The 13,298-nt window shown below is 68.9% G+C and carries 17 protein-coding genes; 4 read left to right on the forward strand and 13 right to left on the reverse strand.

Going from position 1 to position 13,298, the window contains the following annotated elements:
* Nucleotides 1–4: 4 nt before the first annotated feature.
* Nucleotides 5–1,255, forward strand: coding sequence for a glycosyltransferase (locus A5695_RS04280; RefSeq protein ID WP_068078613.1), 1,251 nt, complete (start codon nucleotides 5–7; stop codon nucleotides 1,253–1,255).
* On the opposite strand, the gene A5695_RS04285 is transcribed toward A5695_RS04280, so the two are convergent.
* The 13 genes from A5695_RS04285 to A5695_RS04345 all read right to left on the reverse strand — a co-directional run bounded on the left by A5695_RS04285 (nucleotide 1,252) and on the right by A5695_RS04345 (nucleotide 11,505).
* A complete protein-coding gene (locus tag A5695_RS04285) occupies nucleotides 1,252–1,833 on the reverse strand; it encodes a MarR family winged helix-turn-helix transcriptional regulator (protein ID WP_068078615.1) in 582 nt (193 codons plus the stop codon). The genes A5695_RS04280 and A5695_RS04285 overlap by 4 nt on opposite strands.
* 144 nt (nucleotides 1,834–1,977) lie before the next feature.
* A complete protein-coding gene (locus A5695_RS27210; protein ID WP_231974713.1) occupies nucleotides 1,978–2,100 on the reverse strand; it encodes a DUF3140 domain-containing protein in 123 nt (40 codons plus the stop codon).
* Between the two features lie 225 nt (nucleotides 2,101–2,325).
* Nucleotides 2,326–2,748, reverse strand: coding sequence for a hypothetical protein (locus A5695_RS04290; RefSeq protein ID WP_068078617.1), 423 nt, complete (start codon nucleotides 2,746–2,748; stop codon nucleotides 2,326–2,328).
* 175 nt (nucleotides 2,749–2,923) lie between these two features.
* Nucleotides 2,924–3,217: a lipopolysaccharide assembly LapA domain-containing protein gene (locus A5695_RS04295; protein WP_068078619.1), complete on the reverse strand. Its 294-nt coding sequence runs from the start codon at nucleotides 3,215–3,217 to the stop codon at nucleotides 2,924–2,926.
* A gap of 341 nt (nucleotides 3,218–3,558) precedes the next feature.
* Nucleotides 3,559–3,918: a DUF2784 domain-containing protein gene (locus tag A5695_RS04305; RefSeq protein WP_068078623.1), complete on the reverse strand. Its 360-nt coding sequence runs from the start codon at nucleotides 3,916–3,918 to the stop codon at nucleotides 3,559–3,561.
* Nucleotides 3,919–3,931: 13 nt separating this feature from the next.
* Nucleotides 3,932–4,942: a DUF5914 domain-containing protein gene (locus tag A5695_RS04310; RefSeq protein ID WP_068078625.1), complete on the reverse strand. Its 1,011-nt coding sequence runs from the start codon at nucleotides 4,940–4,942 to the stop codon at nucleotides 3,932–3,934.
* A complete protein-coding gene (locus A5695_RS04315) occupies nucleotides 4,939–6,474 on the reverse strand; it encodes an FAD-dependent oxidoreductase (protein WP_068078627.1) in 1,536 nt (511 codons plus the stop codon). The genes A5695_RS04310 and A5695_RS04315 overlap by 4 nt, the downstream gene beginning before the upstream one ends.
* Entirely contained in the window at nucleotides 6,471–7,196 is a 726-nt protein-coding gene (locus A5695_RS04320; protein ID WP_068078628.1) for a class I SAM-dependent methyltransferase, read from the reverse strand. The genes A5695_RS04315 and A5695_RS04320 overlap by 4 nt, the downstream gene beginning before the upstream one ends.
* Nucleotides 7,183–7,494, reverse strand: coding sequence for a lycopene cyclase domain-containing protein (locus tag A5695_RS04325; protein WP_068078630.1), 312 nt, complete (start codon nucleotides 7,492–7,494; stop codon nucleotides 7,183–7,185). The genes A5695_RS04320 and A5695_RS04325 overlap by 14 nt, the downstream gene beginning before the upstream one ends.
* Complete coding sequence (locus tag A5695_RS04330; RefSeq protein ID WP_068078632.1) at nucleotides 7,491–7,814, reverse strand: lycopene cyclase domain-containing protein; 324 nt, start codon at nucleotides 7,812–7,814, stop codon at nucleotides 7,491–7,493. The genes A5695_RS04325 and A5695_RS04330 overlap by 4 nt, the downstream gene beginning before the upstream one ends.
* Entirely contained in the window at nucleotides 7,811–8,767 is a 957-nt protein-coding gene (locus A5695_RS04335; protein ID WP_068078634.1) for a phytoene/squalene synthase family protein, read from the reverse strand. Before A5695_RS04335 ends, A5695_RS04330 begins: the two co-directional genes overlap by 4 nt.
* Nucleotides 8,764–10,296 (reverse strand): phytoene desaturase family protein, encoded by a 1,533-nt coding sequence (gene crtI / locus A5695_RS04340; protein ID WP_068078636.1) that lies wholly within the window; start codon nucleotides 10,294–10,296, stop codon nucleotides 8,764–8,766. The genes A5695_RS04335 and crtI overlap by 4 nt, the downstream gene beginning before the upstream one ends.
* Nucleotides 10,297–10,323: 27 nt before the next feature.
* A complete protein-coding gene (locus A5695_RS04345) occupies nucleotides 10,324–11,505 on the reverse strand; it encodes a polyprenyl synthetase family protein (protein ID WP_068078638.1) in 1,182 nt (393 codons plus the stop codon).
* 272 nt (nucleotides 11,506–11,777) lie between these two features.
* Between A5695_RS04345 and A5695_RS04350 the strand changes: the two genes are divergently transcribed.
* The 3 genes from A5695_RS04350 (at nucleotide 11,778) to A5695_RS30000 (ending at nucleotide 13,247) form a co-directional block, all read left to right on the forward strand.
* A complete protein-coding gene (locus A5695_RS04350; RefSeq protein WP_068078639.1) occupies nucleotides 11,778–12,272 on the forward strand; it encodes a MarR family winged helix-turn-helix transcriptional regulator in 495 nt (164 codons plus the stop codon).
* Between the two features lie 121 nt (nucleotides 12,273–12,393).
* On the forward strand, nucleotides 12,394–13,128 hold the full coding sequence (locus A5695_RS04355; RefSeq protein WP_068078642.1) for a hypothetical protein: 735 nt from the start codon (nucleotides 12,394–12,396) through the stop codon (nucleotides 13,126–13,128).
* Nucleotides 13,125–13,247 (forward strand): hypothetical protein, encoded by a 123-nt coding sequence (locus A5695_RS30000; protein ID WP_255398583.1) that lies wholly within the window; start codon nucleotides 13,125–13,127, stop codon nucleotides 13,245–13,247. Before A5695_RS04355 ends, A5695_RS30000 begins: the two co-directional genes overlap by 4 nt.
* Nucleotides 13,248–13,298 lie beyond the last annotated feature (51 nt).

Genomic DNA, 13,298 nt, shown 5'->3' on the forward strand with positions numbered 1-13,298 from the left:
CGAGATGGCGGTGATACTGGCCTACGGGTCGCCGGCCTTGGGGCATCTGTTGCCGGCGGGCGCGCTGCTGACCGAGCTCGCCGGCCGCGGTCACCAGGTGCACGTGCGCACCATGGCGGCTGGCGTCGCGACGATGCGCGCGGTCGGCGTCCACGCCGAGCCGGTCGACCCGGCGATCGAGTCGATCGTCGGTGAGGATTGGCGCGCCCGAAACGCATTGGGAGTGCTGAAGTTAACCATCGACGTGCTGTGCCGGCGCGCGGTACTCGAAGTCGAGGATCTGCGACGTGCGTTGTGCGCCGTGCGACCGGACGCGGTGATTGTGGACGCGAACTGCTGGGGGGCGATGTCGGCCGCTGAGGCAGGCGATACGCCGTGGCTGGTCTTCTCGCCGTTCACGCCGTACCTGCGGTCGCGCGGGGTGCCGCCGTTCGGTCCGGGGCTGCGCCCGTTGCCGGGCATCCTGGGCGAACTGCGTGACGCCTCAGTGCGGCCGATCGTCCGGCATCTGTTCGACCGGCCAGTGGTGCCGCGCGTCAACGCGATTCGCGCCGAGCTGGGGTTGTCGCCCGTGGTGTCGGTCGACGACTTCGTGCGGCGGGCGCCGCTGCTGCTGGCCGTCGGCGGCGAGCCCTTCGAGTATCCCCACCCGGGATGGGCCGCATTGGTGCACCACATCGGCGCGTGCGTATTCGAACCTCCGCAGGCGTCCACCCCGGATTGGGTCGCTGACATCAACCGACCGGTGGTGCTGGTGAACACCTCGTCAATCAGGCAGCCAGACGCCGCCCTCGGACGAATCGCCTTGCGGGCGCTGGCCGACGAGCCCGTCCACGTGGTGGCGACGTTTCCGGCCGGTATTCCGCCGGACCTTCCCACGCCGGCCAACGCGACCGTCTGCCGCTTCGTCCCGCACGCAGCCCTCTTGCGGCGAGCCAGCTGCGCCATCACGCACGGCGGGATGGGCACGACGCTGAAGGCCCTCGACCGTGGCGTGCCCGTCTGCGTCGTGCCGTTCGCGCGCGACCAGGCGGAGGTCGCTCGGCGTGTGGAGGTCGCTCGGTGCGGCACCCGCCTGGCGGCTAAGAGCCTCACGGCCGCACGGTTGCGGGCGAAGGTGCGCGCGGCGATGACGATGGCGGACGGCGCTCGTCGGGTGGCCGCCGGGTTCGCCGCGACGGGCGGGGTGCGGCGCGGGGCCGAGCTGATCGAGCAGCGGGTGCTTGGTTCCGCGGCCCGGCGACCGGTGCCCTAGCCAGGTTGGTCGCCGGTGTGCACCGCACGACGCCGGCCCCTGGTGGGGGCGGGCTTGCCGTCCGTTTCCGGCGGTTTCTGGCCCGGCGTGGCGAGTTGCGATTCGAAGGTGGACATCGCCGCCATCATCGCCTGGAAAACGCGGTGTGCGGCGGTCAAATCGCGGTCGGAGACGTCGGCAAGGGCCTCGTGCAGGTGCGCACCGAGCGGGGTGAAGAACGAGCGGGCCAGGGCCATACCCGATTCCTCGTAGCGCAGCAGCGTCTTGCGCCGGTCATCGGGATCCGGCTCGCGGCGGAGGTGGCCGGAGTCGATCATCCGGTCCACCAAATACGTGATAGCGGCGGGCGACACGTCGAGGCGGTGGCGCAACTGCGCCGGCGTCAGCGGCGTTCCGGCGGTTTCGGCGACCATGATGTGCAACAAGGCGTGTAAGTCGGTGCCGCCGACGTCATGCTGGCGGGCGAAGTGCCGGCCGATGCGGTCCGATTGCGCTGTGAGTGCACGCATGTCGGCCGACATCAGCTTTTCGAGTTCGGCTCGGTCCATTCGCCGGTTTGCGGCGCCGCGCTTGGTCACTAATCTGTGTCCTTCTTGCGAGATTCGCCGACCAGCGTATCGGCGACCGCCACACGCGGCCCGCGAACCCCGATAAGTGTCTCGCATTTGCACCGGATCCGCCGGCGAACCACCCGGGCGCCGCGCGGACCGCGCGCCGGCGCTCTAGGGCTTCATCGGGTCGTGACCCCAGTTCATCAGCGAATACCGCCACGTGCTCTCGTCGATGTTGCCGTGGGGGCGTTGGGCCAGGTGGCGCTTGGCGCCCAGCTCACTCCCGTTGGGCATCAGCGAATGCACGAGGTAGTACAGCGCCTGTTGACCGTCTTGTGCCCGCCGTACGGCGCCGGTGTCGATGACGTCGCCCTGAACGACCTCGACTCGCGCGTGCCACGCGACGTCGTCGAGCTGGCGGAGTCAGGCGCCCGCACGGTGTGCCCGGCCGCGAGCAGCTGGGGGAAGAGCCGCGTGCCCAGGGATGCCGTGGCGCCGAACACGACGCAATGCATCAGTTCAGTCCTTCGACGAGTGGTCGTGGGGCGTGGCGGTGTGGGCCGGATGCCCGGCGGTGCGCCGGCGTTCCTTCAGCTGCGCTTCGTGGAGATGACGACGTCCGCCGGTGAGCCGGTCTCGCACCAGCCGCTCGATCTCCTGAAAACAGCGGTAATAGCCGTCGTCGTAGTCGTCGACGACCTGGAAGCTCCACCGCCCCGGTAATACGTTGCGCCCGATGAGTTCCCGCCTGAGGTGTTCCGCCAGGTCGGCGTGTCCGAGATCCTTCAGCCGGGCCACCGCCTCGTCGAGTTGTAGGTCGGCGCGCCCGGTCAGCTGATGAAACGAATACAGGTGTCCGCGGGCTCGCTCGATGGTCTCCAGAGCCTCCGTGACTTTGCCCACCGCCTGCGCGACCGCATCACTAGTTCCGTTATGGCTCATGGTTTCCTCCCGCCCCGTCGCCGTGGCATTCCCGCTAAGACCCGCGCCGAATCGCTCGGAGGTCACCCAGCACGTTAATTCGGTTAATATTTAAGTTACTGATCAGATCGCGAAGGCTCCAGTACATTGCATTCGGGAATGCCTGCTGAGCAAGGGGTTTTGCGGGCGGTGAGAATCAAAGCGCCTTGAGTTGTTTCTTGGCCGCCCTGCGCAACTGGATCATTCTGGCGGCACCGACGAGCACCGTCGTCGTGGCGCCGGCCACCGCCGACAGCAGGTAGCCCACTCCCACCGGCAAGTTCCAGTGGAAGGCGAGGAAGTGCACGGTTATCGAGTCGGTGTTCTGTGCGACGAAGATGAGCAGCACGATCAGGATCAGCAGGCCGACCACGAGTGCCCACCAGGCGGCCGCTAGCCGGGTGAACGATTGCGATGACGGCTCGGCGGGAACGCGGGACTCAGTGCTCATGCTGGTGACTAGCCGCCAACGCGGCGAGCCAAACCCCTTCAAAGCTCGAGATCCTTTCGGGCCGTGGCGTTTGATTCGCCCGGTGCGGGGTATGAGGGCTGCGATGACTGTGAAAGAGATGCCGAGGCGCGTCTGGCGCGGGCGGCGTACGGTGGCGCGCGTGCAGCGGGACTTGTGGCTGGCGGAGCTGGCCCTCTGGCCGACCGTGATCCTCTCGACCATTTTGATTTCGGTTGCCGCTTGGGCGTTGTGGCAGCGCAAGTCCCGTCGGCCTGACCACGTAGCGGTGCCGCCCGTCACGGATTCGGCAGTCGCCGGGGTTTCGGGGGGACGGCCTGGCCTCAGCGGCTGACGCGCCGTGCGAACAGGGCCCAGGAGATCGCGGCCCCCAGGAAGGCGAATGCCTGCGCGACGCCGACGCGGCCGGCGGGCACGACTAGACCCACGACATAGCGGTCGACGAACCCGGTGGTGGGCGGGGGATCCATGCCGGCCCGGTGGCGCGCCCACGATTCCGCCGACGTCAACGGGCAGGGCAGCCTGAGCGCGATGACGGCGACGCCCCAGGCCACGGCCGCCCGGTGCAGCACGATGGTGCGCGGCCAGCGCAACGCGAGGAAGCCGCCGACGGGCACGTAGGCCAAGTAGGCGAGGTGCACGCCAACGGTAACGACGACAGCGGCGACATACCCTTTCCGCACGGCAATGCCCCCGTCAGCCCAGGCCGGCGCGCACCTGGTAGCGGCGCTCGGCGTAAGCGAGGTCGTCGCGCCAGAGCCTGTTGGCGGCGAAGCGCATGAGCGGGGTGATCACTGGGGCGGCCCGCGACGCGCGCGCGAACCCCGGCCGGTCCGAATGCGCGATGCTGGCTTCCAGCACGGCCGTGCGGGGACGGCCGTCCGAGCCCAATCCGATTGGGGTGGCGTGGGTTTCGACCGTGCTGCCGGTTCCCTCGCCGTCCACGATGCGCATGACGATGGTGCGGGCCTCCGGGCAGCTGAACTCCGCGACGACCGGGACGCCCAGGCGACCCATCCGGAAGGTCACCGCCACCAAGAAGCGATCGACGGTTTCAGTTGGGGTGGTGAGCACTTCGAGCCGGGTGAATGAATAGGGGTGAAGCCAGGCGCCGTGCCAGGGATCCAGTCGGTTGGCGATGATGTCGGCGGGCTCGCACACGCCCGCCATGCGGGCGACGGCGGCCAGGGTGTCACCGGTCGGCCGGGCCGGTAGCACCGGTTCGGCCGACGGCTCCTCGCCGCCGGCCTTGTCGAGCCGCACCCACGCCAAAACGCCGTCGTCGTGGCTGGGCAACGGGCTCCAGCCGAATTCGCGCGCCCGGCCGTCCAGGGCCAGTCCGTGCCATCGGCAGATCAGGGTGCCGCCGTGCACCGTCCCGGTGGCCAGGTCCGCGCCCAGGTGGGGGCAACTGCGTGGGCCGACGCGGAGCCGGCGTTCGTCGTCGCGCCAGGCGACGATGTCGACCCCTGCGACCCGGGCGCCGAAGGGCCGTCCGGACCGCACGTCGGCGCTGCCGGCGAACGCGAACCAGTTCCCGGTCGGCCTACTCTGGGCCCGATTCAGGGCGTCGTCGATGATGGCGGGCTGCGCCTCGCGGTAGGTCGGGCGCTGGCCGGCCCACGGAGTGCGTGGGATCGCCTGCAAGGGCCAGCTTTTGGGCCGCGGCCCGGGCCATAGCTGGTGAAGCTGTTCGCGAATATTCATCGTTGAGTGGATCCTTCGCGGGTGGCGAGCCATCGCAACAGGGCCGACCGGCCTCGGGTGGGTACGGTGACCAACGGGTGCCCGGCCAGTCCCCATCTTTTCAGCAAATGGTTCGCGGCGCACCAACCGGTGGTGGCGGCGCGCTCCATGAGTGCGACCGGCAAGTCGACGCGCACGGCGTCGCCGGCCAACAGCAGGCCCTGCTGGGGGGTGACCACCGCCGGGCGGTCCGCGTAGGAGCCGGGCGCAAACAGCGGGCAATCGCTGCGATGCAGTATTCGCTCGCAAATAATCTGCGCCGCAGCGGTTTCCGGATACACCCTGCGCAGCTGGCGCAGCGCCGCCGCGCGCGACGGCGGTGCGTCGAGGGCGTAGGAATGCAGTTCGACGACCGAACCGTGGTGCGCACGCGACCACTCGGCGGCCTCGCGTTCGTAGCGTTCCAACACGCTGATGTTGTCCAGCGGCTCGTGGCCGGCCGTGCCCAGGAACGCCGGCCGCTGCGCCGTGACGGGACGATCGAGCCACAGCCGATGGACCGCGAACGGCGGCGCGGTCCGCAGCCGCGCGATCTGTGCGCGCCAGTCGCCGGTGGCCAGGCCGGTCGAGGCCCCGACGACGCGCTGCAGGCCGGCCACGTCGGTGGCCAGCACCACGGCGTCCGCGTCCAGGTGATCGCCCGAATCCGTCCGCACCCGGAACGGTTGCGTCGACCCGGTCTCGATGCGAGAGACGCTGGTGCCGAGCCGGAATCCCACCCCGCGCGCCTCGAGGTAGCCGCGCAGCGGTTGCCAGAGGGCGGTGTCGTAGTTGGACGTGGGGACGTCGAAGATCAGGCCTTCGGACGAGCCCAGGAAGTAGATGTGGAACATGGCCGCCAGCTCGGCCGCGGAAAGCTTCGACGGGTCGGCGAAGAAGCTGCGGGAGAACACCTCAAACGCCAGATGCCTTGCCGCTTCTGGGAATCGGATGCTTTTGAGGAAAGTCGCGGCATCGAAGTGATCGAGGCGTTCGTAGATTCCGGGCACCGACACCGCGGCCAGCGGCGCGGCGGCGCGAGCGTCGATCTGCAGGAAGTCGCGAAGGCGGAAGGTCGGGCTGCGAGCGGCGAAGGCCACCGCGTTCCACGGTGGGGTGCGCGGCAGCCCCCGGAAGGTGTCGCGCCGGCCCGCACCGTCGATGAGCGGATAGTCGTCGACGGGTGTGAGCATCCGCAGCTGCGGTTCGACGCGGCGGAGCAGGGCGCGCAGGTTGTAGTACTGCCGAAAGAACGCGTGGAAGCCCCGATTCATCGCAAGCTCGGTGCCGTCTTCGCGCTCGGTCCAGCCGCCCACCCGGCCGCCGAGATATTCCTCGCGCTCGATCACGTCGACGGCGACGCCGCGTTCGGCCAGGCCGGTGGCGGCGGCCAGCCCCGCGATGCCACCGCCCACGACGACCGCTCGGGGCGTCAACGGTAGCGCACTGGCGTCCGGGAAACCGGTTGGCGCGGGCAGTGTTTCGCTTCGGCGATCGGTGGCGAGGGTCGTCATAGCGGCGCGTCCGCCAGGAAGGTGTGCACGATGTTGGCCTCCCAGCCCGGCATCGTTTCGCTGTGCACGGCGGTGAAACCCGCATCGGCGAGACGGTCCCGGAATCGGGCCGCGCCGTCGAACTCCAGCACGCTGCGCCACAGGTAGCGGTACAGCGCCGCGTCACGGGTGCGCCACCATCCCGCGGGAATAATGATGCCCCAGCACACGGCGTGCCAAATGCGGGTCGCGGCGGGGGAGTCGCGCACCGAGTACTCGTGCACCGCGAGCGTGGCACCGGGCCGCAGCATCGTCCGAAGTTTCCGCAGTTGGCCGTCCCGGTCGGCGAGGTTGCGGACGAGGTAGGCGGCCAAGATTCCGTCGAACGGCCCGGTGATCCCGTGCTCGACCAGCTGCTCGACCGGGGTGTGCACGAACCGCACCGACGGGGGCCAGTTTTTCGCGACCGCCGCGTCGAGCATGCCCCGCGACGCGTCGACGGCGACGATCTCGGCCTCCGGGGCGACGGCCAGCAGTGCGGCCGTCGACGCGCCGGTGCCGCACCCGGCGTCCAGCAGCCGTAAGCCCTTGCCGCGGTGGCGTATCCGCATGCGGCGGGCGGACAGCAGCAGTTGCTGGTGATACCCCGGGCTGGCACCCACCAGGCGGTCGTAGGCTGTCGCCCCGGCGTCGAAGGCGGCCGATAGTTCGCCTGGCGTCGGGCCGGCCTCACCGACGCGCACGTTGGCGTTCCCAACCCAGCAGCACCGCGGTGGCCAGTGCGAAGCCGAACAAGAAATCCTCGACCGGGATGTCGAACGGGAACCGCAGTCCGGTGATGTGGTGAGGGTCGTAGCTGACGATGGGAGAGCTGAGCTTGGTCAGCCACCCGTCAACCGGAACCTGGAACCCGAGAATGATCAGCATCGACAACCAGTAGGCCGGTCGCCGGAAGAGGCCGGTGCGCAGGACCGCCAATTCCAGTGTGCAGACTGCGAATACCGACGCCACGGCCGGAACGGTATACCCCAGGCCGCTCACCGCCGGTTGACCCTGTCCAGGATCGTGCTCACGGCGTTGTAGGTCAGCAACGCGCAAATCGGAATGACAACGAAGAACAGCACCTCCTCGATCGGCACCCGGAACGGGATGTCCACGCCGGTGATGTACGCGCCGTTGTACGTCCACACGTGTGCCGCGATGGCGATCTCGTCCCAGAGCAGAAACGCCACGGCCACCGGGAAGACGGCCTTCACCAGTCGCCGCCACTGCCGGTAGACGCCGGGACCGATGAACTCCAGGGGCGCGGTGATCCCCAGGCAGGCGGCCAGGACCAGAAGATATTGCCAGCGATCGGTCATGCGGCCCCCGGGGCATCGGTAACGCCGGGCGAAGTATTGCGCGCCCGCCACGACCGTATCAGCCCGATGCCGGCGACCTGCAGTCGTCGAGCTCGGCCGACCGTGGCCCGGTGATTGAACACCGCGAAGTCGCTCTCTTCGATGCGGTCCAGGATTTCGGAGTACAGCGCCGCCGCGGCCGCGACGCACGGTTGCGAGCGCGGGCTCAGCATGGCGATGCCGGTGGCTGCGAACCGGTAAGTCTCGCGGGTGATCTCGTGCTGGGCGGCCAGCGCCTCGCGCACCCGTGGGTCGGTGCGGCGATTGCGGTGACACCACGTCAGCAGCTCGCGATCCACACCGTGTGCGGCGAGTTCGTCGGCCGGGAGGTAGACCCGCTGCCGCAACAGGTCTTCATCGACGTCGCGCAGGAAGTTGGTGAGCTGAAACGCCCTGCCCAGCGCCGCGGCGTAGGGCGCGGTCTCCTGTACCGGCGCCACGGTGCCCAACACCGGAAGCACCTGCAAGCCAATGGCTTCGGCGGATCCGCGCATGTAAAGATTGAGCGCCTTGCGGTCCGGATAGTCGGTGACCGTCAGATCCATCCGCATCGACGCCAGGAAGTCGTCGAACAGTTGGGCGCCGATGCGGTACCGACGGGCGGTATGGGTGACCGCGGCGAGCACGGGATCATCGAGATGGTGTCCGCCGCAGAAGAATTCGTCGGCCAGTTGCTGCAGCCGCGCGCCGCGTACGTCGGTGCTCAGGCTGGGGTCGAGGTCGTCGAGGATGTCGTCGGCGTAGCGCGCGAAACCGTACAGGGCGTGCACCGGCGGACGTTGGTCGGGTGCCAGCAGGCGGGTGGCCAAGAAGAAGGTTCGGCCGTGCGCGGCATTGAGTTCGCGGCAGCGCCGATACCCCTCGCGCAGGCGCGGATCGTCGATTCCGGCCGCGTCCAGTTCGCTGCGAATCATGTCAGCCCGGCCCTCATGTCGTGGTGCGTCGTCATCCGGTTGGCCCCGCCGGCGCTGGGGCCGGTGATGCGGTCGGCGGCGAGGCGACCCGAGATCAGCGTGGTGGGGACACCGACGCCGGGCACCGTTGACGACCCGGCGAGCACCGCGTTTTCGACGCCGCGCAGCATATTGGCCGGCCGGAACGGCCCCGTCTGCCCGAAGGTGTGGGCCAGCGCGAAGGGGCTGCCCGCGGCCATGCCTTGGCGCGCCCAGTCGGCGGGCGTGACGGCGTCCAATACCGTTGCGTCCCCGGGCAACCCGGGCAACAGCCGCTCCGCGACCTGGTCGATGAGGTTGTCGACGTAGCGCGCGCCGACGGTGTCCCAGTCGATGGTCCCGCGATCCAGATTCGGCGCCGGGGCGAGCACATACAGCAGGTCGTTCCCGTCCGGTGCCAGGGTCGGGTCGCTGGCGGTGGGGCGGGTGACCAGCAGCGAGGGATCCTGCATCAGGCGGCCATCGCGGATGATGTCGGTGAAGGTCTGATCCCAGGAATCACCGAACAGGATCGTGTGATGAGCCACGCCGGAAGCGACGCGGCGGCACCCCAGGTGGGCCACGACCGCCGACGGCGCCGGGCGCAGCCGCACGGGGCGCCGCGGTGTGCGGCCCAACAGTTCGTAGGTCTGCGGCAGTTCGGTGGTCAGCACCACCGCGTCACACGTGATGGGGTCCAGGCGATCGGTTAGCACCGCCCTGACCCGTCCAGCGGCGCGGTCGAGCCCGGTGACGGTGGCGTCGTAACGGAATTCGACCCCCGCGTCGGCGGCGGCCGCAGCCAGCGCGTCGGGGAGGGCGCGAACGCCGCCGCGCGGGAAGAACACGCCCGCGACGGTGTCCATGTAGGCGATGACGGCGTACACGGCCAGGGCGTTCCGCGGCGCCACGCCAGCGTAGAGGGATTGGAACGTGAAGACCCGTTGCAGCCGAGCGTCGCTGATATGCCGCTTGACGACACGGTCCCACTTGCGGAAGCCGCCGATCACGGCCAGGCGCGCCAACTGCGGCGTGAGCAACGACAGCGGGGAATCGAAGTTGGCGGCGATGAACCCGTCGAATTCGATCCTGTACAACCGCTGCAGCCATTTGCGCAGCCGCCGGTAGCCCGCTGCCTGCCCGAATCCAGCGAACTCCTCAATGGCTGTCGTCATCCGGTCCGGGTCGGTGTGCACGTCGAGCGCGCTGCCGTCGGCGAACACCGCCCGGTAGGCCGGGTCGAGAGGGAGCAAATCCAGCCGGTCCGACCGGCTCTGGCCCGCGGCCGCGAAAGTCTCGTCGATGATGTCCGGCATCGTCAGCACCGTCGGCCCGGTGTCGATGCGGTAGCCGTCGATGTCGAGGCGGCCCGCGCGTCCGCCCGGCCAGGGGTGGCGCTCGACCACCGTGACCTTGCGCCCGCGGCCGGCCAGGTGCAGCGCGGCGGACAGGCCGGCCAGGCCCGCGCCGATCACCACCACGCGCTCGCTGCGTCCCTCGATGGTCCGCATGTCAGCATTCTCCCAAATTTGTGCCGCTCATTCGGCGCGATCCGTGCAGGCGGCGGCCATTTCGTCCAGCGCGGCGCGAACGGGGTCGTTGATCGAGGTGCCGTCGAGGTGTTCGCGGGCGGACGCGACCCGGTCGGCGATCATCTGCTCGATCATCTGGACCGCCCCGGTCGCCACGATCAGCGCTTTGCATCGGTCGAGCGCGTCGTCGTCAAGGAAATGGCCGTTCATCAATTCGGTCAGTTCGGCCCGGGTGGGCGGATCGGCCAGCTGGTGAGCGGCCACCACGACGCTGGTTGCCTTGCGTTCCAACAGGTCTCCTGCAGCCGGCTTCCCGGTGATCGCCGGCGAGCCGAAGACGCCGAGCACGTCGTCACGAAGCTGGAAGGCCTCTCCGATGGCGGCCCCGTAGCGGCCGAGCTGGGTCAGCGCCCGATCGTCGCAATCAGCCATCGTCGCGCCGATCTCCAACGGTCGCCGCACCGTGTAGTTGCCCGACTTGCGTCGCGCCACGTCCAGCACGGCCTCCAGGGAGGGCATGCGCCGGACATCGCTCGTCAGGTCGGCGAACTGACCCACCGCCAGCTCGGTGCGCATCGTGTCGTAGCGGGGCCACGCCCGCTGCAGCCGCCGGGCGCCGACACCGCTTTCCCGCAGCATCTGCTCCGACCAGATCAGGCAGAGGTCACCCAGCAGGATGGCGGCCGATTCACCGAACCGCTCTGACGAGCCGGATAACCCACGTTCGCGGTGCCATTGGGCGAATTGCAGGTGTGCCGACGGGCGGCCTCGCCGTTGCGCCGAACCGTCCATCACGTCGTCCTGCAGCAGCGCGAACACGTGCAGCAACTCGAAACTGGCCGCCGCCCGCAGCGCGGCCTCGCCGGGCGCGCCACCGCAGAGCCACCCCAAATACACGAACGTCGACCGCAGGCACTTGCCCCCGGAGGCGAACGCCAACAGGATGTCGCCAGCGGCGTCGACGCGGGTGTCGTCCAACTGGGAGCGCCGGGGTTCGACGAAGGCGCCGAGAAGGTCGAGAACGCCGTGCCGCACGCTCGAGCGCCACTCGTCGAAGGGGGCGGTGCCGGGCCAGTCCGCGGCAGCCGCCGGCGACTCCGTGGCGGGTGTCAACGACAAAGCACCCATCTTCGCCACACACTCCCTCCTGGACGGCTTGGCATTCCCGGGCTGAGACGGCTCAAACACACGCGGTCACACCGCTGCTCGGAGGCGAAGCCCGGCCATCAAGCCGTCGAGTTCCCGCTCCGCTCAGGCCGTCTCAACCCCGGACGATCTGCCCATCATGTTCAATAACTTAAACATTAACTTACTGAAATTCCTATCGGTTCGCCAGTCGCAACTAACACCGCCGGGGTACTCGGGCTCGCGGCCGCGGTCGACACCGAGGGTCATTTCAATCAATTAACCATTAACGAACTGAACTGTGTGGCCGGTTCACCGGATATGCTCACTTTGTTATGGAAGCCGATGAACAGCGCCCGCGCCGCGAAGCGCTTGAGTCGCTGATCTCGGCCGATCTGCGGGAGATCTCGACCGAATCCGACCAGATCGGTCGGCGGTTTGCGATGTTACATCGGTTGCGGTCCAATGACTTCCGCGCATTGATGTACATCATGGTGGCAGAGACCGCGGGGCGGCCGATGACCTCGGGAGACCTCAGCCAACGGATGGGGCTGTCCGGTTCGGCGATCACCTACCTGGTGGATCGGTTGATCGACTCGGGTCATATCCGGCGCGATTCCCATCCCGATGACCGACGCAAGGTCATCCTGCGGCACGGCGAATCGGGGCTGGCTACCGCCCGGTCGTTCTTCACTCCGCTCGATGCCCACAGCCGGGTCGCCCTCGAGGAGCTGCCCGACACCGACCTGATGGCAGCGCATCGGGTCCTCGCCGCCGTGATCGACGCCATGCAACGATTCCAGGGCGAACTGGCAGTACCCCAGGAGTGATCGGCGATTTCGCCTCGGCCCCTGTGATTAAGCCGTTTGGTGGCGTTGCCCGCGGGTATACGCGGCTCAGCAGCGTGTCCGACAAGATCCCTCGGACGGATGTGAGGGGTGGTGGCGCCCAATGGAAGTGGTCAGCGGGCGGGGCGGTCGCCTGGCGATCGCCGTCGGTTTCGCGGTGACGGTGGTCGGCTGCCCGGGCCACGCCATCGCGACCCCGGCCGTCACCGCCTTTCCCGGTATGGAGATTCGCCAGGGCGCCGTGGTGTGCATGGTGGGGTTGGTCGAGCCCCGGTTGCGGGTCGCGGTGACCACCGGTCAATGCGGGAACGGTGAGCCCGACGTCACCGACCACGACGGGAACCCCGTCGGGAAGGTGGTGCTCGCCCGCCGCCAGGCCGCCGATGACGCCGATGACGCCGCGCCGAATCGCGCGATGTCGCCCGTCGAATACGAGGTCATCGCTCTCGGCCCCGACGTGACCGCCTCGGATCTGCTGCCGACCGGCCGGCAACTGAAGTCCTCCCCGGGCCTACGCGCGCAGCCTGGACTGCCGGTGTGCCAGTTTCGTCGATCGGCCGGCCAACGGTGCGGAACGATCAGCTCCGTCAGCGACGGCCGGTTCATCATCGCCGACATGGCCGTGGACAGTCGTGACTTCGGCGGACCGGTCTACGCCCTGACCGACGACGGGGCCGTGATCGTCGGTTTGTTCGAGGGCATGTGGGGAGCAATGCCCGAGATCGAGTCCTGGCAGGCGGTGATGCAGCAGGTGTACGTCGACGGCCGCGCGCAAAACCAGCCCGGGGAACCACACATGGTCGGCCTGCGGGTGGCCGGTCGATTTCCATCAGCGTGACTTTTACATCGGATGCCCCGGGACGACTCCACGGCCTGGCCAACCCGCGCGCCGCCCGTTCGGGCGAGGAGTTCGGCCCGGCCGCACCGGCCGTCGTCGGTGATATCCGCCGCGCCTGACTACCGTCATGCGGCGCCGAGGGCCTAGCCTGCGCGTTCGGGATCGCTCGG

It is taken from the genome of Mycobacterium sp. E1747 (genome assembly GCF_001667775.1).
GTDB lineage: Bacteria > Actinomycetota > Actinomycetes > Mycobacteriales > Mycobacteriaceae > Mycobacterium.

Coding starts and splice junctions, on each gene's coding strand:
- A5695_RS04280 (WP_068078613.1), top strand. CDS start 5: ATGGCGGTGATACTGGCCTACGGGTCGCCGGCCTTGGGGCATCTGTTG.
- A5695_RS27210 (WP_231974713.1), bottom strand. CDS start 2,100: ATGCCCAACGGGAGTGAGCTGGGCGCCAAGCGCCACCTGGCCCAACGC.
- A5695_RS04290 (WP_068078617.1), bottom strand. CDS start 2,748: ATGAGCCATAACGGAACTAGTGATGCGGTCGCGCAGGCGGTGGGCAAA.
- A5695_RS04295 (WP_068078619.1), bottom strand. CDS start 3,217: ATGAGCACTGAGTCCCGCGTTCCCGCCGAGCCGTCATCGCAATCGTTC.
- A5695_RS04310 (WP_068078625.1), bottom strand. CDS start 4,942: ATGAATATTCGCGAACAGCTTCACCAGCTATGGCCCGGGCCGCGGCCC.
- A5695_RS04315 (WP_068078627.1), bottom strand. CDS start 6,474: ATGACGACCCTCGCCACCGATCGCCGAAGCGAAACACTGCCCGCGCCA.
- A5695_RS04330 (WP_068078632.1), bottom strand. CDS start 7,814: ATGACCGATCGCTGGCAATATCTTCTGGTCCTGGCCGCCTGCCTGGGG.
- A5695_RS04335 (WP_068078634.1), bottom strand. CDS start 8,767: ATGATTCGCAGCGAACTGGACGCGGCCGGAATCGACGATCCGCGCCTG.
- crtI (WP_068078636.1), bottom strand. CDS start 10,296: ATGCGGACCATCGAGGGACGCAGCGAGCGCGTGGTGGTGATCGGCGCG.
- A5695_RS04350 (WP_068078639.1), top strand. CDS start 11,778: ATGGAAGCCGATGAACAGCGCCCGCGCCGCGAAGCGCTTGAGTCGCTG.
- A5695_RS04355 (WP_068078642.1), top strand. CDS start 12,394: ATGGAAGTGGTCAGCGGGCGGGGCGGTCGCCTGGCGATCGCCGTCGGT.